General features: G+C 64.1%; 17 protein-coding genes. 10 read left to right on the top strand and 7 right to left on the bottom strand.

The genetic code is table 11. The features are described 5' to 3' along the window. Positions 1 to 33 precede the first annotated feature (33 nt). Positions 34 to 1,251 (top strand): tryptophan synthase subunit beta, encoded by a 1,218-nt coding sequence (gene trpB, locus KDB76_RS00455; RefSeq protein ID WP_015268451.1) that lies wholly within the window; start codon positions 34 to 36, stop codon positions 1,249 to 1,251. Continuing rightward, positions 1,248 to 2,057 (top strand): tryptophan synthase subunit alpha, encoded by an 810-nt coding sequence (trpA, locus tag KDB76_RS00450; RefSeq protein WP_013970279.1) that lies wholly within the window; start codon positions 1,248 to 1,250, stop codon positions 2,055 to 2,057. The genes trpB and trpA overlap by 4 nt, the downstream gene beginning before the upstream one ends. Before the next feature lie 120 nt (positions 2,058 to 2,177). On the opposite strand, the gene KDB76_RS00445 is transcribed toward trpA, so the two are convergent. Further along, complete coding sequence (locus KDB76_RS00445) at positions 2,178 to 2,510, bottom strand: DOPA 4,5-dioxygenase family protein (protein ID WP_013970278.1); 333 nt, start codon at positions 2,508 to 2,510, stop codon at positions 2,178 to 2,180. 52 nt (positions 2,511 to 2,562) lie between these two features. On the opposite strand from KDB76_RS00445, the gene KDB76_RS00440 reads away from it, so the two are divergent. Continuing rightward, positions 2,563 to 3,180 carry an NAD(P)H-binding protein gene (locus KDB76_RS00440; protein WP_013970277.1) on the top strand — a complete coding sequence of 206 codons (618 nt, stop codon included), beginning with the start codon at positions 2,563 to 2,565 and terminating at the stop codon, positions 3,178 to 3,180. 32 nt (positions 3,181 to 3,212) lie between these two features. Here the strand turns inward: KDB76_RS00440 and KDB76_RS00435 are convergent, their stop codons facing one another. After that, positions 3,213 to 4,112, bottom strand: a complete 900-nt coding sequence (locus KDB76_RS00435; protein WP_013970276.1) for a LysR family transcriptional regulator — start codon at positions 4,110 to 4,112, stop codon at positions 3,213 to 3,215. Between the two features lie 108 nt (positions 4,113 to 4,220). On the opposite strand from KDB76_RS00435, the gene betC reads away from it, so the two are divergent. The 3 genes from betC (at position 4,221) to KDB76_RS00420 (ending at position 8,335) form a co-directional block, all read left to right on the top strand. Next, a complete protein-coding gene (gene betC / locus KDB76_RS00430; protein WP_023661433.1) occupies positions 4,221 to 5,738 on the top strand; it encodes a choline-sulfatase in 1,518 nt (505 codons plus the stop codon). Between the two features lie 14 nt (positions 5,739 to 5,752). Further along, positions 5,753 to 6,682, top strand: a complete 930-nt coding sequence (choX, locus tag KDB76_RS00425) for a choline ABC transporter substrate-binding protein (protein ID WP_013970274.1) — start codon at positions 5,753 to 5,755, stop codon at positions 6,680 to 6,682. 87 nt (positions 6,683 to 6,769) lie between these two features. Next, positions 6,770 to 8,335, top strand: a complete 1,566-nt coding sequence (locus tag KDB76_RS00420; protein WP_013970273.1) for a SulP family inorganic anion transporter — start codon at positions 6,770 to 6,772, stop codon at positions 8,333 to 8,335. Between the two features lie 139 nt (positions 8,336 to 8,474). Here KDB76_RS00420 and aroE read toward each other — a convergent pair whose 3' ends face one another. Both aroE and hemF read right to left on the bottom strand, forming a co-directional pair. Next, positions 8,475 to 9,299: a shikimate dehydrogenase gene (aroE, locus tag KDB76_RS00415; protein ID WP_038408474.1), complete on the bottom strand. Its 825-nt coding sequence runs from the start codon at positions 9,297 to 9,299 to the stop codon at positions 8,475 to 8,477. 25 nt (positions 9,300 to 9,324) lie between these two features. Continuing rightward, complete coding sequence (hemF, locus tag KDB76_RS00410) at positions 9,325 to 10,236, bottom strand: oxygen-dependent coproporphyrinogen oxidase (RefSeq protein ID WP_013970271.1); 912 nt, start codon at positions 10,234 to 10,236, stop codon at positions 9,325 to 9,327. A gap of 134 nt (positions 10,237 to 10,370) precedes the next feature. Here hemF and KDB76_RS00405 point away from each other — a divergent pair, with 134 nt between their 5' ends. Beyond that, a complete protein-coding gene (locus KDB76_RS00405) occupies positions 10,371 to 11,348 on the top strand; it encodes an NADPH:quinone reductase (protein ID WP_013970270.1) in 978 nt (325 codons plus the stop codon). 278 nt (positions 11,349 to 11,626) lie between these two features. Here the strand turns inward: KDB76_RS00405 and KDB76_RS00400 are convergent, their stop codons facing one another. The 3 genes from KDB76_RS00400 to dprA form a co-directional block, all read right to left on the bottom strand. Beyond that, positions 11,627 to 11,938 (bottom strand): hypothetical protein, encoded by a 312-nt coding sequence (locus tag KDB76_RS00400; protein ID WP_013970269.1) that lies wholly within the window; start codon positions 11,936 to 11,938, stop codon positions 11,627 to 11,629. Between the two features lie 333 nt (positions 11,939 to 12,271). Further along, positions 12,272 to 12,829 (bottom strand): L-threonylcarbamoyladenylate synthase, encoded by a 558-nt coding sequence (locus tag KDB76_RS00395; protein ID WP_024087945.1) that lies wholly within the window; start codon positions 12,827 to 12,829, stop codon positions 12,272 to 12,274. 42 nt (positions 12,830 to 12,871) lie between these two features. Further along, complete coding sequence (gene dprA, locus KDB76_RS00390; protein WP_038408472.1) at positions 12,872 to 13,969, bottom strand: DNA-processing protein DprA; 1,098 nt, start codon at positions 13,967 to 13,969, stop codon at positions 12,872 to 12,874. Positions 13,970 to 14,176: 207 nt separating this feature from the next. Between dprA and def the strand changes: the two genes are divergently transcribed. Genes def through rsmB form a run of 3 tightly spaced genes read left to right on the top strand, consistent with a single transcriptional unit; the run spans position 14,177 to position 16,983 of the window. Next, positions 14,177 to 14,683: a peptide deformylase gene (def, locus tag KDB76_RS00385; RefSeq protein WP_003260000.1), complete on the top strand. Its 507-nt coding sequence runs from the start codon at positions 14,177 to 14,179 to the stop codon at positions 14,681 to 14,683. A 60-nt stretch (positions 14,684 to 14,743) separates the two neighbouring features. Beyond that, positions 14,744 to 15,676, top strand: a complete 933-nt coding sequence (gene fmt, locus KDB76_RS00380) for a methionyl-tRNA formyltransferase (RefSeq protein ID WP_013970266.1) — start codon at positions 14,744 to 14,746, stop codon at positions 15,674 to 15,676. After that, positions 15,673 to 16,983 (top strand): 16S rRNA (cytosine(967)-C(5))-methyltransferase RsmB, encoded by a 1,311-nt coding sequence (gene rsmB / locus KDB76_RS00375; RefSeq protein WP_024087943.1) that lies wholly within the window; start codon positions 15,673 to 15,675, stop codon positions 16,981 to 16,983. The genes fmt and rsmB overlap by 4 nt, the downstream gene beginning before the upstream one ends. Positions 16,984 to 16,997: the final 14 nt, after the last annotated feature.

Genomic DNA, 16,997 nt, shown 5'->3' with positions numbered 1-16,997 from the left:
CATCACTCATTCATTACGCCCTGGAGCGCCCCCATGACCCAGTCCCAATACCGCCCCGGCCCCGACGCCAATGGCCTGTTCGGCTCGTTCGGCGGCCGCTACGTGGCCGAAACCCTGATGCCACTGGTGCTGGACCTGGCCCGCGAATACGAAGCGGCCAAGGCAGACCCCAAGTTCCTCGAAGAGCTGGCCTACTTCCAGCGCGACTACATCGGGCGCCCCAACCCGCTGTACTTCGCCGAGCGCCTGACCGAGCACTGCGGCGGCGCCAAGATCTTCTTCAAGCGTGAAGAGCTCAACCACACCGGCGCGCACAAGGTGAACAACTGCATCGGCCAGGTGCTGCTGGCCAAGCGCATGGGCAAGAAGCGCCTCATCGCAGAAACCGGCGCCGGCATGCACGGCGTGGCCACCGCCACCGTCGCTGCCCGCTTCGGCCTGCCTTGCGTGATCTACATGGGCGCCACCGACATCGAGCGCCAGCAGGCCAACGTGTTCCGCATGAAGCTGCTTGGCGCCGAAATCGTCCCGGTCACTGCCGGCACCGGCACCCTGAAGGACGCCATGAACGAGGCTCTGCGCGACTGGGTCACCAACGTCGAAGACACCTTCTACCTGATCGGCACCGTGGCTGGCCCGCACCCGTATCCGGCCATGGTCCGCGACTTCCAGTCGATCATCGGCAAGGAAACCCGCGCCCAGTTGCAAGAGAAGGAAGGCCGCCTGCCAGACAGCCTGGTTGCCTGCGTCGGTGGTGGCTCCAACGCCATGGGCCTGTTCCATGAGTTTCTCGAAGAGCCAAGCGTGCAGATCATCGGCGTCGAAGCCGGTGGCCACGGCGTGCACACCGACAAGCACGCCGCCAGCCTGAACGGCGGCGTACCGGGCGTGCTGCACGGCAACCGCACCTACCTGCTGCAGGACGAAGACGGTCAGATCACCGACGCCCACTCGATTTCCGCCGGCCTGGACTACCCGGGCATCGGCCCGGAGCACGCCTACCTGCACGAAGTGAAGCGTGTCGAGTACGTCAGCATCACCGACGACGAAGCGCTGGATGCATTCCATGCCACCTGCCGCCTGGAAGGCATCATCCCGGCCCTGGAAAGCTCCCACGCCTTGGCCGAGGCGATCAAGCGCGCACCGAAGCTGCCCAAGGACCACCTGATGGTCGTGTGCCTGTCGGGCCGCGGCGACAAAGACATGCAAACCGTCATGAACCACATGGCCGCCCAGGAGAAACAGGCATGAGCCGTCTTGAAAAACGCTTCGCCGAGCTGAAGGCCGAAGGCCGCTCGGCACTGGTCACCTTTGTCACCGCGGGCGACCCGGGCTATGACGCCTCGCTGCAGATCCTCAAGGGCCTGCCGGCAGCCGGTGCCGACGTGATTGAACTGGGCATGCCGTTCACCGACCCGATGGCCGACGGCGTGGCCATCCAGCTGGCCACCCTGCGTGCCCTGGAAGCCGGCCAGACCCTGGCCAAGACCCTGCAGATGGTTCGCGAATTCCGTGTGGATAACCAGACCACACCGATCGTGTTGATGGGCTACTACAACCCGATCCACCGCTTTGGCGTGGAAAAGTTCGTGGCCGAAGCCAAGCAAGCGGGTGTAGATGGCCTGATCATCGTCGACCTGCCGCCAGAGCACGACGCCGAACTGGCAACCCCGGCCCAGGCAGCGGGTATCGACTTTATCCGCCTGACTACCCCAACCACCGACGACGCGCGCCTGCCGCGCGTACTGGAGCGCAGCTCCGGGTTCGTCTACTACGTGTCGGTGGCCGGTGTGACCGGCGCCGGCTCGGCGACCACCGAGCACGTGACCGAAGCCATCGCCCGCCTGCGTCGGCATACCGATCTGCCAATCAGCGTAGGTTTCGGCATTCGTACGCCGGAGCAGGCTGCGGCCATTGCCCGCCTGTCGGACGGCGTAGTGGTGGGCTCGGCGCTGGTCGACAAGATTGCCCAGGCCAAGAGTGCCGAGCAGGCAGTCAACGATGTATTGAGCCTGTGCTCGGCGCTGGCTGAAGGGGTGCGCGGCGCCCGCCGCTGAACCGCGTCGCCTGCTTCGCGGGCACGCCCGCTCCCACAGGGACAACACAGATGCTGAAAGCTGTGGAGGACCTGTAGGAGCGGGCTTGCCCGCGAAGAGGCCAGCACAGGCTATAGAGGCCTATCCCCCGAAAATCGACAGATCCAGCGGCCGCACCGCCCCCATCCAGATCGCATGGTCACGGTGGTCCGCCAGCTCATCACCGGTCAGCGGGTGCATGAACACCACCAACCCCTTCCGATACAGTGCCAACCACGGCAGCACCACCCCCACAAACTCCGGCTCGAAGGCCAGCTGGCAGCTCCAGTCCGGGTGCGGCCCCACCGGTTTCTGGTGCATGCGCCCCATGGTCACGGGAAACAGCCGCGCCGCTTCCTCACACAGCTCACGGGCCTGGTCCATGGTCGCTGCGTCGTAGTAAACGTGGGCGTGGTAACCCTTGATCCTCTGCACGATAACTCCTGATTGCGGTCCAAACATCACCACCTGCAAAGGGAGTGATGCAGTGAAAAACGCCGAAACCCCAGTGTTCAAACTGGTCTTGTTCGGGCCTGAAAGCAGCCTGGGCAACGCCCTGATGGTAGAGCTGCTGTCGCGCCAGCACGAAGTCACCGCCGTGGTCGACGACCTCAACCGCCACGCGCCGCGCCCCGGCCTGCATTTCAAGATAGGCGGGCTTGGCGATGCCGACCAGGCGGAGCAGGGCGCGGCAGGCGGGTCGGCAGTAATTGCCCTGTTGTCGACGCTGGCGCCGGACGATCTGCCCGGGCAAGCCCGCATGAGCGAGGCGCTGGTGGCGGGGTTGAAGCGTACGACTATACGCCGGCTGTTGCTGGTGGGCGATTTCGATGTGCTGGATGAGCCGGGCAAGTACAGCGAGGCGGAGCGGGAGTGTGTGGACCAGGTGGTGGACGGGTTACAGCGCAGTGCCTTGCACTGGACGCTGATCAATGCCCCACAGGAACTGGCCGGGTTGGGGATTGAGCATTTTCGCAGCACCGAAGGTACGCTGGAGCCGGGGTTGGCCGAGCCGTTGCGGCACCTGGCCAGGGTCGCTGCGGGCATGGTGGATATGCTGGAGCTGGATTTGCACCGAGGCGAGCATCTGAACTTCGTGGTCTAGATTGCCGGGGCTGCTGTGCAGCCCCGGGAATGTCACAGGCTGCGCTCGCGCTCCAGCCAATCCACAAACCGCTCGATCAACGCCCCACGCCGCTTGCGTGGTGGCAGCACCGCGTAATACCCGCGCGCCGAGCGCAAACTCCCCTCCAACGGCCGGCATAGCAACCCTTGCTCCACCAGCCCATCCACCAGGTGCCCCCAGCCAATCGCCACCCCTTGCCCGGCAATCGCGGCCTGGATCAGCAACGTATAGTTATCAAACCGCAACTGCCCGGCCGGCGGCGGGCTGGCCACGCCAAACCCGCGAAACACCCCTGCCCAATCAAACCAGCGGCTAGCCTGCTCTCCCTTCAAGTGCAGCAAGGGCAATCGTTGCAAAGCCACGGCTGACAAGGGTTTGCCATGAATCAGCCGGGGGCTGCACACCGGGAAAACCTCCTCATCGAATAGCCAGCGGCTCTCGCCCTGGTGAAAACGCCCGTCGCCAAACAGCACCGCCACATCGATGTCCGGTCGCAACATGCCCTGGCTGCGCTCACCGGTCACCAGGCTCACATCCACCTGCGGATAAGCCTCGTGAAAACGCTGCAGCCGTGGCATCAGCCAGAACGCCGCAAAGGCGAAGTCGGTAGCCACCTGCAGCACTTCGCGCTGACCGCGCCCACTGGCCTGGGCGATGCCGTCCTCCATGGCCTGCAGGCCCTGATGCACCTGTTCGAACAGCACCTGGCCGGCCTCGGTCAGCTCGATACCCCGGTAAATGCGGTCGAACAACCGCGTGCCCAGCTGTGCCTCCAGCCGTTTGACTTGCTGGCTCACCGCCGGCTGCGTGGTGCCCAGCTCCAGTGCCGCAGCGGTAAAGCCACGCAACCGTGCGGCAGCCTCGAACACGCGCAGTGTATCCAGCGACAAGTTGGCAAGGTGGTCAAACATAAGCAGGGCTAATCCCAGTCATTGCCCGCCATGGGCTTTACCCATATTATCCACAGTCGCATCTTGATAGGCAAGCGGTTCGCATAACCCTCAACGATGGAAGCCACCATGACGCGCCCGAATATCCTGTTCATCATGGCCGACCAGATGGCCGCGCCCTTGCTGCCGATCTACGTCTCTTCGCCGATCCAGATGCCGCATCTGAGCCGCCTTGCCGAACAGGCGGTGGTGTTCGACTCGGCTTACTGCAACAGCCCGTTGTGCGCACCGTCGCGCTTCACCCTGGTCAGCGGCCAGTTGCCCAGTCGCATCGGCGCCTACGACAACGCCGCCGACTTCCCCGCCGATGTGCCGACCTACGCCCACTATCTGCGCCGCCTTGGCTACCGCACCGCGCTGTCGGGCAAGATGCACTTCTGCGGCCCGGACCAGCTGCATGGCTACGAAGAACGCCTGACCAGCGATATCTACCCGGCCGACTACGGCTGGGCGGTGAACTGGGATGAGCCGGACGTGCGCCCGAGCTGGTATCACAACATGTCCTCGGTACTGCAGGCCGGACCGTGCGTGCGCACCAACCAGCTGGATTTCGACGAGGAAGTGGTGTTCAAGGCGCGCCAGTACCTGTACGACCATGTGCGCGAAAACGATGGCCGACCGTTCTGCCTGACCGTGTCGATGACCCACCCGCACGACCCCTACACCATCCCCCGGCGCTATTGGGATCGCTACGAAGGTGTGGATATCCCCATGCCCCGCGCCGAATTCGACCAGGCAGAACTCGACCCGCACTCGCAGCGCCTGCTGAAGGTCTACGACCTGTGGAACAAGCCGCTGCCTGTGGACAAGATTCGTGACGCCCGTCGTGCCTACTTCGGCGCCTGCAGCTACATCGATGACAACATCGGCCTGCTGCTGCAGACCCTGGAGGAATGCGACCTGGCCGACGACACCCTGATCGTGTTCTCCGGCGACCACGGCGACATGCTCGGCGAGCGCGGCCTCTGGTACAAGATGCACTGGTTCGAGATGTCGGCGCGGGTGCCTCTGCTGGTGCACGCGCCGAAGCACTTCGCGCCAGCCAGGGTCAGCGCTTCGGTGTCTACCTGCGACCTGCTGCCGACCCTGGTCGAGCTGGCTGGTGGTGCTGTGGATAACCACCTTCACCTGGATGGCCGCTCGCTGGTCGGCCACCTGCAAGGGCAGGGTGGCCATGACGAAGTGATCGGCGAATACATGGCCGAAGGCACCGTCGGCCCGCTGATGATGATCCGCCGGGGGCCGTACAAGTTCGTGTACAGCGAAGACGACCCATGCCTACTCTATGACCTGAGCCGCGACCCGCACGAGCGGGAGAACCTCACCGGCAGCCCGGAACACCAGGCGCTGCTGCAGGCATTTGTCGATGAAGCACAGCAACGTTGGGATATCCCCAGCCTGCGCCAGCAGGTTCTTGCCAGCCAGCGGCGCCGCCGCCTGGTGGCCGAGGCGCTGGCCATCGGCAAGCTGAAAAGCTGGGACCACCAACCGCTGGTGGACGCCAGCCAACAGTACATGCGCAACCACATCGATCTCGACGACCTCGAGCGCAAGGCACGTTATCCACAGCCCGCCCCCCTGGATTGAGAAGAGAGGCCGCCATGCACAAGTTCTCCGCCGCCGTGTTCGCCCTGGCCCTGAGCCTGGGTACCGCCACGGCCCACGCCGCCGACAGCGACGCGCAATGCACCACCGTGAAGATGGCCGACCCCGGCTGGAGCGACATCGCAACGACCAACGCCTTGGCCCGCCTGCTTCTGGAAAGCCTGGGTTACCAGGTGAAAATCGACAGCCTGGCCGTGCCGATCATCTACGGCGGCCTCAAGGATGGCCGCGTCGATGCCTTCCTCGGCAACTGGATGCCGGCACAGCAGGGCTTTCATGACAAGTTCATCGCCAATGGCGATGTGCAGCAGCTTTCGCGCAATCTGGAAGGAACCGAGTTCACCTTGGCAGTGCCCGACTATGTGTGGAATGCCGGAGTGAAGGATTTCGCCGACTTGCAGAAGCACGCCGACCAGTTCGACAAGAAGCTGTACGGGATTGGTTCCGGGGCACCGGCCAACCTGTCGTTGAAGGAAATCATCGACAAGAATGAATTCAACCTCGGCCAGTGGAAACTGGTGGAGTCCAGCGAGCAGGCGATGCTGGCGCAGGTCGACCGGGCGGTGAAGAAACAGCAGTTCATCACCTTCCTCGGCTGGACCCCGCACCCGATGAACGTGAAGCTGAAGATGCATTACCTGAGCGGCGGGGAGAAGTGGTTTGGCAGCAAGGGCGAGGTGTATACCCTGACCCGCAAGGGTTATCCACAAGCCTGCCCGAATGCGGCCAAGCTGCTGGGCAACCTGAAGTTCACGCTGGACATGGAAAACACCATCATGGCCGAAGTTGTGGACAAGAAGATCAGCTTCGATGATGCGGCCAAGGCTTGGTTGAAGGCGCACCCCGAGTTGCTGGAAGGGTGGTTGGCCGGGGTGACGACCAAGGCCGATGGCAATGCGCTGGAGGCCGTCAAAGCCAAACTGTAACCTCACAAGCAAAACCTCTATCCCTGTGGGAGCGGGCATGCCCGCTCCCACAGGGATTGGCGAAACAGTAAGGAATGTGGATAACCCATGCATCGCCTCACTCACCTGCTGCCCTTCCTCTCATGGCTCCCCTGCCAATCGGGCCGCAGCCTGCGCCAGGACCTGCTGGTGGGCCTGAGCGGTGCAATCCTCGCCCTGCCGCAATCCATCGCCTACGCTCTGATCGCCGGCCTGCCCGCCGAATACGGACTGTACGCCGCCATCGTGCCAGTGCTGATCGCCTGTCTCTGGGGCTCGTCCTGGCACCTGATCTGCGGCCCGACCGCAGCCATCTCCATCGTTCTCTACGCCAGCATCAGCCCGCTGGCCGTGGCTGGCAGCGCCGACTATGTCACCCTGGTGCTGCTGCTGACGTTCCTCGGCGGCATCTTTCAGTTACTGCTGGGGCTTTTGCGCTTCGGCGCACTGGTCAATTTCGTCTCCCATTCCGTGGTGCTCGGCTTCACCCTGGGCGCCGCTGTCGTCATTGCCCTGGGCCAGTTGCCCAACCTGCTGGGCATGGACCTGCCAAGCCAGGCCACGGCGCTGAAGACCGTGCAGGACCTGGCCAGCCATGCCGGCGAGGTCGACCTGCCTTCCTTGATTCTGGGCCTAGCCACAGTGGTGATCGGCGTAGGCTTCAAGCTCTGGCGCCCGCGCTGGCCCAGCCTGTTGATAAGCCTGATTTTGGTAAGCCTGCTGGCCTGGCTGCTGCCCGGGTTCTTTGGGCATGTGCCGCGTGTGCCGGCATTCACCGGCCAGCTACCACCCTTCAGCCCGCTGCCGTTGCTGGATGTGGAACTGATCCTGCGCCTGCTGCCCAGCGCTGTGGCAGTGGGCATGCTCGGGCTGGTCACCAGCCTGTCGATTGCCCGCTCATTGTCGGCACGTTCGGAGCAGTTGATCGACGCAGACCAGGAAATACGCGCACAGGGCCTGTCGAACATCGTTGGTGCGTTTTTCTCCGGTTACCTGTCTTCCGGCTCCTTCACCCGTTCCGGGCTGAGCTACGACGCCGGTGCCCGCTCGCCCATGGCCGGGGTATTCTCGGCGCTGTGGGTGGCCGTGTTCGCCGTTGCCGGAGCCGGGCTGATCGCGCACCTGCCGATTCCGGCCATGGCCGGCAGCATCCTGCTGATCTGCTGGGGGTTGGTGGACCACCGGGGGATTCGTGCGCTGTTCCGGGTCAGCCGCTCGGAGTTTCTGGTAATGGCGCTGACGGCGGCAGCGACCTTGTTGCTGGAGCTGCAGACAGCGATCTATGCCGGAGTACTGGCGTCGCTGTTCTTCTATCTGAAGCGCACCTCGCGGCCACGGGTGCAGCAGAGCCGTGAAGGGGAGGCAGATGTGCTGCGGGTGGGCGGGTCGATCTTCTTTGGCGCGGCGCATTACCTGCAGGTGCGCTTGCAGCGCTGCCAGGGGCCGCATGTTGTTATCGATGCGCGGCAGGTGAACTTCATCGATTACTCGGGTGTGGATATGTTGCACCGCGAGGCGCGGCGGTTGCGGCGGGCAGGGGGGAGTCTGACCCTGCACCGGGCCAGGCCGCAGGTGATCGAGGAGTTGCAGAAGCTGGAAGGGGTGGAGTTGTGCCCGATCCGGTTTGAGGAGTGAGGCTGAGATATGGGGGCTGCTTTGCAGCCCATCGCAGGCAAGCCAGCTCCCACAGGGATTTCAGAAGGCCTGAGGCCGGCGCTGTCCCTGTAGGAGCTGGCTTGCCTGCGATGGGACCGCAAAGCGGTCCCCGACAATCTCAGCCGCGAGCCAGCTGCCGGCGCAACTCAGCCAACACTGGCGCCGTATCCGGCCGCACCCCACGCCAGATAAAGAACGCCTCAGCCGCTTGCTCAGCCAGCATCCCCAGCCCATCCAGCACCTTGGCCGCCCCCAGCTTCTCGGCCCACTGGAAAAACGGCGTAGGCTCCTTGCCATACATCATGTCGTAGCAAACCGTGCGCCCCGCCTCGACCAGGCTGTCGGCGATCGGCGGCAACTCACCGGCCAGGCTCGCCGAGGTGGCATTGATGATCACATCCACCGGTTCCTGCAACCAGGCAAACCCGCTGGCTACCACCGGCCCCAGCTCATCGAACTCACGCGCCAGCTGCTCGGCCTTTTCCACGGTCCGGTTGGCAATCACCAGCGACTGCGGCTTGTGCGCCAGGATCGGCTCCAGCACGCCACGCACCGCGCCACCAGCACCCAGGATCAGAATGCGTTTGCCTGCCAGCTCGACCCCGGCATTCACCGTCAGGTCGCGCACTAGGCCAGCGCCATCGGTGTTGTCGCCCTGCAGGCTGCCATCGGCCAGCTTGCTCAGCGTGTTCACTGCGCCAGCGCGCCGGGCACGCGGGGTCAGGCTGTCGCACAGGCGGTAGGCCTCTTCCTTGAACGGCACGGTGACGTTGCCGCCGCGGCCTTGCTTGAAGAAGCCGCGCGCGCAGTCGCTGAACTCGTCCAGCGGCGCCAGCAGGGTGGCGTATTCAAGGTCCTGGCCGGTCTGTTCGGCGAACAGGCGATGGATCAGCGGCGACTTGCTGTGGCCGATGGGATTACCAAAAACGACGTACTGGTCCATGACGGCTCCTTGATTATCCACAGGCTTACTGGCCGAGCCAGTCGCGGTCCTGCAGGAAGTACTCGGTCAGGCGTGCTTCTTCGCTGCCAGGCGCGGCCTTCCAGTCGTAGCCCCAGCGCACCTGCGGCGGCAACGACATGAGGATGGACTCGGTGCGGCCACCGGACTGCAGGCCGAACAGGGTGCCACGGTCGTAGACCAGGTTGAACTCCACGTAGCGGCCACGGCGGTATTCCTGGAACTCACGCTGCTGCGGGGTGTAGGGCGTGCCCTTGCGGCGCTGGACGATCGGCAGGTAGGCGTTGACGTAGGCGTCGCCAATGGCGCGGATGAAGGCGAAGCAGGTGTCGAAGTCCCACTCATTCAGGTCATCGAAGAACAACCCACCAATGCCGCGTGGCTCGCCACGGTGCTTGAGGTGGAAGTAGCGGTCGCACCAGGCCTTGTAGCGCGGGTACACGTCGGCGCCGAACGGCGCGCAGGCCTGCTCGGCCACACGGTGCCAGTGGATGCAGTCTTCTTCATTGCCGTAGTACGGGGTCAGGTCGAAGCCGCCGCCGAACCACCAGACAGCCTCTTCACCTTCCTTTTCGGCGATGAAGAAGCGCACGTTGGCGTGGGAAGTGGGCACATGCGGGTTGTGCGGGTGGATCACCAGCGACACGCCCAAGGCCTCGAAGCCACGGCCCGCCAGCTCGGGGCGGTGGGCGCTGGCCGACGGCGGCAGACCGGCGCCGAACACGTGGGAGAAGTTGACCCCGCCTTTCTCGATCACCTTGCCATCGCCGATCACCCGCGTGCGGCCCCCGCCACCGGCTTCGCGCACCCATGCGTCCTCGACGAAGCGGGCGCCGCCGTCTTCAGCTTCGAGGGCAGAGCAGATGCGGTCTTGCAGGTCGAGCAGGTAGGCTTTCACGGCCTCGGTGCGGCTAGTCATCGGGTCACCAGGAACGGGCAGGGAAGAATTCGCCGCGTAGCATACCACCCCCAGCCCGCGCGCCGCAGTTGACGGCGATCAAGCAAAGGCGTCCGATAGAAGGTCTTTCCCGACCCATACGACAGGAGTGCGAGATGGCCAAGCGTATCCAGTTCAGCCAGCATGGCGGCCCGGAAGTGCTGCAGTTTGTGGAATTCGAACCAGCCCCGCCAGGGCCACAGCAGGTGCGTGTACGTAACCATGCGATCGGCCTGAACTTCATCGATACCTACTTCCGCAGCGGGCTGTATGCACCGCCATCCCTGCCTTCGGGGCTAGGCACTGAAGCGGCTGGCGTGGTCGAGGCCGTGGGCGAGGGCGTGACCCGGCTGAAAGTGGGTGACCGCGTGGCCCATGCCGGCGGCCCGTTGGGCGCGTACAGCGAGGTGCATACGCTGCCGGAAGCCAATCTGGTGAAGCTGCCCGACAACATCAGCTTCGAGCAGGCAGCGGCGGTGATGCTCAAGGGTTTGACCGTGCAGTACCTGCTGAAGCAGACCTATGAGGTGAAGGCGGGTGATGTGATCCTGTTCCACGCAGCAGCTGGCGGCGTGGGTTCGTTGGCGTGCCAGTGGGCCAAGGCGCTGGGGGCCAAGCTGATCGGTACCGTGAGTTCTGCCGAGAAGGCCGAACGGGCCAAGGCGCTTGGGGCGTGGGCGACCATCGACTATAGCCGTGAGGACGTAGCCAAGCGGGTGCTGGAGCTGACCGACGGCAAGAAATGCCCGGTGGTGTATGACGGTGTGGGTGCCGACACCTGGCTGACCTCGCTGGACTGCCTGCAGCCGCGCGGGTTGATGGTGAGCTTTGGCAATGCCTCGGGGGCGGTGAGCGGGGTGAACCTGGGGATTCTGGCGCAGAAAGGGTCGCTGTATGTGACCCGCCCGACGTTGGCGACCTATGCCAACAATGCCGAGAATACCCAGGCCATGGCCGATGACCTGTTTGCGATGATCGGCAGTGGCAAGCTGGTTGTGGATATCCAACAGCGGTATCCGCTCAGCGAGGCGGCCAAGGCACAGGCGGAGCTGTCGGCTCGGCGGACTGTGGGTTCCACAATTCTGCTTCCTTGAGTTCACTCCCACAGGTACTGCACCGATCTTAAGTGCAGTGCCATCCCTGTGGGAGCGGGCATGCCCGCGAAGCAAGCACCGCAGTGCATGGCACCGGCTGCGCCGGTGTTCGCGGGCGCGCCCGCTCCTACAGGTACTTCACCAGTCTTGAATACAGCGCTATCCCTGTGGGAGCGGGTTTACCCGCGAAGAAGACACCGCAGTGGATGGCACCGGCTGCGCCGGTGTTCGCGGGTGAACCCGCTCCCACAGGTACTGCGTCGGCCTTGAACAGGGCGCTATGCCTGTGGAGGACGGGTGGTTGGTATCGACTCGATACCATCGAGAATCGCCTCCACCAATCCCTCCGCCAATTCAATGGAATGCAGGCTCGACCAATACATGCCACGGCCTTCTTCGCGCAGGTACTCGAGGGCTTTCGAGCCCGTTTCGTAGGCGCCTCGCAGATACAGAGCTACATGAACCAAGGCGTCCTCGGCGGAAATGTTCGGGTTTACGGTGAACAGCGGTTCGTGGCCGGCATCGCAGCGGCCGAAGGGGCGAGTAGAGGTGCAGGGAAGCGGTGGATCGGGGACTATTTTCTTCATCATTGGAAAATGCTCCTCATTGCCGCCACCAATCACTACCACGTGAATGGGTGGCGACTGTACGCGAGGTGGTAGACCCGGGCATTTTCCAATCCAGGCAGGCTCGAAAGCCTCCCACGCACAGTCACCATAGACTGCCATGGAAAAAATGCATCCGGGCTACCACACCCGATCGCCAAGGTATTCAGCGACGGATGAAGCCTAGAGGCACTGGTTCCCACTGAGAAGGTGATGGCAGGGGACGCGGCTTGTAGGATATTTCCCAAGCCACAAGCTGGACAGCCATTCGAGACAAAATCAGAAAAATCTGCGGGGTTCTGGGGCCGCTTTGCGGTATCAGCCCGGACGAACGACTTCGCCAGTCACCAGGTCACGGATCACACTCGGGTTCTTCCGTCCACCCAACGCCCCCCCCAGCACCAGATCCAGCTGACCATGGAAGTACTGCTCCACCCGCAACCGGGTCTTAGCCGCCGGGCGCCCGCCCGGGTTGCACGAAGTGGAAATCAACGGCCCCACCAATGCACACAGCTCACGTACCACCGGGTGGTCACTGACCCGCAGTGCCACGGTGTCATGTTGCCCGGTAACCCATTCGGGCAACAGGTCCTGGTGCGGCACCAGCCAGGTGTTCGGCCCCGGCCAGGTGCTGCCCATGCGGTCGATCCAGTCTTCGGGGAAGTCCTCGAACAAGAAGTCGAACTGGCGGATGTTGTCGGCTACCAGGATCAGGCCTTTATCCACAGGCCGCGACTTCAGCGCCAGCAGGCGATACACCGCGTCCTCGTTCCACGGGTCGCAGCCCAGGCCCCAGACCGCTTCCGTCGGGTAGGCGATCACTGCACCCGCCCGGATCTCACGTGCGGCTTGTTGCACACGAAAACTGCTCACCATTTCTGTTACTCCGCCTATATACCTTGCTTGTGAGCAGTGTACTTAGCCCGCGCGGGCAAACCAACGCCCGGCTTCATTGCTGACCCGGCCTTCCAGCTCCAGTTCGGTCAGCTGCGCCAGCACGTCGGCAAGCGGCAGCTCGCTGCAGTGGGCCAGGCTTTCGCTGGTTTGTGGCGCAGCATGCAGCAGGGCGAGCAGAGGATGGTCGAATTTATCCACAACCGCAGGCGGCAGGTTCTGCCAGCCCTGCAGGCTTTCCAGTATCTGCTCCACGCTCTCCACCAACAGCGCGCCGTCACGGATCAACTGGTGGCAGCCTTTGGCCCCGGGGTGGTGAATGGAGCCCGGTATGGCATACACCTCGCGGCCTTGCTCGGCAGCCAGGCGTGCGGTGATCAGCGAACCACTGGCCAGGCTCGCCTCGACCACCAGCACGCCCAGCGACAGGCCACTGATGATGCGATTGCGCCGCGGGAAGTTGCCAGGTAGCGGCCCGGCATCCAACGGGTACTCGGAAACCAGCGCGCTACCGTTGTCGATCATCGCTTGTGCAAGCGACCTGTGGCGCTGTGGATAAAGTTTTTGCAACCCCGTACCGAGCACGCCAATCGTGCCCCCACCAGCCTGCAATGCGGCCCGATGAGCGGCACCGTCGATGCCCACCGCCAAGCCGCTGGTAATGGTGAAACCGGCCTGCGCCAGGTAGCGGGAAAATGCCGCAGCAGTGTCGAGTGCTGGGGGTGAAGCACGCCTGCTGCCCACAATTGCCAGTTGTGGGCGCTCGAGCAAGGCTGGGTCTCCAGCTACGAAAAGCAGTGGAGGGGCATCGTCGATTTCCGCCAATAGTGGCGGGTAGCCAGGGCCGTCCCACATCAGCAAATGCTGGGCCGGGCGCTCTAGCCAGGCCATTGCGGCCAGTGCACCCTCACGAACTTCGGCACTGCGCCGGGCATCGATGGTGGCCTGGGGTATGCCCAATGCGCGCCAGGCGCCGGCGGGTGCACATAGCGCCGAAGAGGCACTGCCAAAAGCCTCAAGCAAGGTGTTAAAGCGACGCAATCCCGTCTCCGGCAGCCGGTGCAGGCGTAATCGGGCCTCCAGTTCGGCAGGCGGAAGAGGCGACGAATGGTAGGTCTGCATGGGGATCATCCTTGATCGAAATGGGGCCATCGACGTGGCACAAGCTGTGGATAACTTTGTTGATAACGCTTTGACAACCTGTCCATCGAATGGGCAATAAGCTGGCCTTGAAAACCCTAGACGAGCTTTCACAGGTGCTGAAATCCCCGTTTCCCTTTATTATGTGTGCTCAGTTTTCAACCGAACGCACAGTGACTGCCTGACCTTATGGCCATCTTGAACATTCTCGAATTCCCGGACCCGCGCCTGCGCACCATCGCCAAGCCGGTGACGGTGTTCGACGACGCCCTGCGTCAGCTGATCGACGACATGTTTGAAACCATGTACGAAGCCCCTGGCATCGGCCTGGCCGCTACCCAGGTCAACGTGCACCAGCAGGTCGTGGTCATGGACCTCAGTGAAGACCGCAGCGAGCCGCGCGTCTTCATCAACCCCACGGTCGAAGAGCTGACCCACGACATGGGCCAGTACCAGGAAGGCTGCCTGTCGGTACCTGGCTTCTACGAGAACGTCGACCGCCCGCTGCGTGTGCGGGTCAAGGCCCAGGACCGCGACGGCAAGCCTTACGAGCTCGAGTGCGAAGGCCTGCTGGCGGTGTGCGTGCAGCATGAATTCGATCACCTCAACGGCAAGCTGTTCGTCGACTACCTGTCGCAGCTCAAGCGCGACCGGATCAAGAAAAAGCTGGAAAAGCAGCACCGCCAGCAAGCCTGATCCCCACCTTCCAGAAGGCTTGCTCCGGCAAGCCTTTTTCTTTTTTGAAGCGAGAACTCCATGCGCATCGTCTTTGCAGGCACTCCAGAGTTTGCCGCCGAACACCTCAAGGCCCTGCTCGACAGCCCGTACGAGATCGTGGCCGTCTACACCCAGCCCGACCGCCCCGCTGGCCGTGGCCAGAAGCTGATGCCGAGCCCGGTCAAGCAACTGGCTGTGGCCCATGACATCCCGGTGTTCCAACCGCCGACCCTGCGCAACGCCGAAGCCCAGGCCGAACTTGCGGCGCTGAAGCCGGACCTGATGGTAGTGGTCGCCTACGGCCTGATCCTGCCGCAGGTGGTGCTGGATATCCCGCGCCTGGGCTGCATCAACAGCCATGCCTCCCTGCTGCCACGCTGGCGCGGTGCCGCACCGATCCAGCGCGCCGTGGAAGCCGGCGACGCCGAGAGCGGTGTGACCGTGATGCGTATGGAAGCGGGCCTGGACACCGGCCCGATGCTGCTCAAGGTGGTCACCCCGATCAGCGCCGAAGACACCGGCGGCAGCCTGCACGACCGCTTGGCCGAGATGGGCCCGCCCGCAGTCGTCCAGGCCATTGCCGGCCTGGCCGACGGTTCGCTGCAAGGCGAAGTGCAGGACGATGCCCTGGCCACCTACGCGCACAAGCTGAACAAGGACGAAGCGCGCATCGACTGGAGCCGCCCGGCCGTCGAGCTGGAACGCCTGATCCGTGCCTTCAACCCGTGGCCGGTTTGCCACAGCACCCTCGATGGCGAAAGCGTGAAAGTGCTGGCCGCCAACTTGTCCACAGCGACAGGCACCCCGGGTGAGATCCTCTCCGCCAGCAAGGACGGCCTGGTTGTCGCCTGCGGTGACCAGGCACTGAGCCTGACCCGCCTGCAACTGCCCGGCGGCAAGGCACTGAACTTCAGCGACCTGTTCAACAGCCGTCGTGAGAAATTCGCCAGCGGCAAGGTGCTGGGCCAATGAACCCACGCCTCGCCGCCGCCCGTGCCCTTGCCGCTGTACTCAGTGGCAAGGCCTCGCTGAACAGTTCGCTGCCAGCGCAACTGGACAAGGTCGATGAGCGCGACCGCGGCCTGACCCAGGACCTGGCGTTCGGTACCGCGCGCTGGCAACCACGCCTCGACCTGCTGGCGGCGCAGCTGCTGCAGAAGCCGTTCAAGGCCGCCGATGCCGATGTGCAGGCGTTGCTGCTGGTCGGCCTGTACCAGCTGTTCTACAGCCGTATCCCGGCCCACGCGGCCATTGGCGAGACCGTTGGCTGTGCCGACAAGCTGAAGAAGCCGTGGGCCAAGGGCCTGCTCAATGCCGTGCTGCGCCGCGCCCAACGCGAAGGCGAAGAATTGCTGGCCGGCATGGAGCGCGACCCGGTGGTACGCACTGCCCACCCGCGCTGGCTGCAGAAGTCGCTCAAGGCCTTCTGGCCGGAGCAGTGGGAGGCCATCTGCGCCGCCAACAACGCCCACCCGCCGATGATCCTGCGGGTCAACCGTCGCCACCACAGCCGCGATGCCTACCTGGCACTGCTGACCGAGGCAGGCGTTGGCGCCAGCGCCTGCCAGTACAGCCGTGACGGTATCGTGTTGGCCGAAGCCTGCGACGTGCGCGGCCTGCCAGGCTTTGCCGAAGGCTGGGTGAGCGTGCAGGACGAAGCCGCGCAGCTGTCCGCCGACCTGCTGGAACTGGCCCCCGGCCAGCGCGTGCTCGACGCCTGCTGTGCACCGGGTGGCAAGACCTGCCACCTGCTGGAAGCCGAAACCGGCCTGGCCCACGTGGTGGCCATCGACCTCGAAGCCAAGCGCCTGACCCGCGTGCGCGAGAACCTCGACCGCCTGCAACTGGACGCCGAGCTGATCGCCTGCGATGCCCGCGACACCGCCAGCTGGTGGGACGGCAAGCCGTTCCAGCGCATTCTGCTCGATGCCCCCTGTTCGGCCACCGGCGTGATCCGCCGCCACCCTGACATCAAGCTGACCCGTCAGGCCGACGACATCCCGGCCCTGGCCACGCTGCAAGGTGAGCTGCTCGATGCCCTGTGGCCGACCCTGGAAGTGGGCGGCATGCTGCTATACGCCACCTGCTCCAGCCTGCCGACCGAGAACACCGAAGTGATCGATGCCTTCCTTGCCCGCACCCCGGGCGCCCGTGAGCTGGACCTGGCCACCGAAGCCGGCCTGCGCCAGCCCCACGGCCGCCAGTTGTTGGCCCAGGAAGGCGGCCACGACGGTTTCTACTATGCCAAGCTGATCAAGATCGCCGCCTCGCGCGGATAAAAACAAAGGGTAGG

The sequence above is a fragment of the Pseudomonas sp. JS425 genome (assembly GCF_018223845.1).
Lineage (GTDB): Bacteria > Pseudomonadota > Gammaproteobacteria > Pseudomonadales > Pseudomonadaceae > Aquipseudomonas > Aquipseudomonas asiatica.
The sequence above is the reverse complement of the archived record's forward strand: the minus strand, read 5'-3'. Positions and strand labels throughout refer to the sequence as shown.

Bases quoted from the DNA above. Each gene is read 5' to 3' on its own strand.
- trpB (WP_015268451.1), top strand. From the start codon at position 34: ATGACCCAGTCCCAATACCGCCCCGGCCCCGACGCCAATGGCCTGTTC.
- trpA (WP_013970279.1), top strand. From the start codon at position 1,248: ATGAGCCGTCTTGAAAAACGCTTCGCCGAGCTGAAGGCCGAAGGCCGC.
- KDB76_RS00435 (WP_013970276.1), bottom strand. From the start codon at position 4,112: ATGTTTGACCACCTTGCCAACTTGTCGCTGGATACACTGCGCGTGTTC.
- betC (WP_023661433.1), top strand. From the start codon at position 4,221: ATGACGCGCCCGAATATCCTGTTCATCATGGCCGACCAGATGGCCGCG.
- choX (WP_013970274.1), top strand. From the start codon at position 5,753: ATGCACAAGTTCTCCGCCGCCGTGTTCGCCCTGGCCCTGAGCCTGGGT.
- KDB76_RS00420 (WP_013970273.1), top strand. From the start codon at position 6,770: ATGCATCGCCTCACTCACCTGCTGCCCTTCCTCTCATGGCTCCCCTGC.
- aroE (WP_038408474.1), bottom strand. From the start codon at position 9,299: ATGGACCAGTACGTCGTTTTTGGTAATCCCATCGGCCACAGCAAGTCG.
- hemF (WP_013970271.1), bottom strand. From the start codon at position 10,236: ATGACTAGCCGCACCGAGGCCGTGAAAGCCTACCTGCTCGACCTGCAA.
- KDB76_RS00405 (WP_013970270.1), top strand. From the start codon at position 10,371: ATGGCCAAGCGTATCCAGTTCAGCCAGCATGGCGGCCCGGAAGTGCTG.
- KDB76_RS00400 (WP_013970269.1), bottom strand. From the start codon at position 11,938: ATGATGAAGAAAATAGTCCCCGATCCACCGCTTCCCTGCACCTCTACT.
- KDB76_RS00395 (WP_024087945.1), bottom strand. From the start codon at position 12,829: ATGGTGAGCAGTTTTCGTGTGCAACAAGCCGCACGTGAGATCCGGGCG.
- dprA (WP_038408472.1), bottom strand. From the start codon at position 13,969: ATGCAGACCTACCATTCGTCGCCTCTTCCGCCTGCCGAACTGGAGGCC.
- def (WP_003260000.1), top strand. From the start codon at position 14,177: ATGGCCATCTTGAACATTCTCGAATTCCCGGACCCGCGCCTGCGCACC.
- fmt (WP_013970266.1), top strand. From the start codon at position 14,744: ATGCGCATCGTCTTTGCAGGCACTCCAGAGTTTGCCGCCGAACACCTC.
- rsmB (WP_024087943.1), top strand. From the start codon at position 15,673: ATGAACCCACGCCTCGCCGCCGCCCGTGCCCTTGCCGCTGTACTCAGT.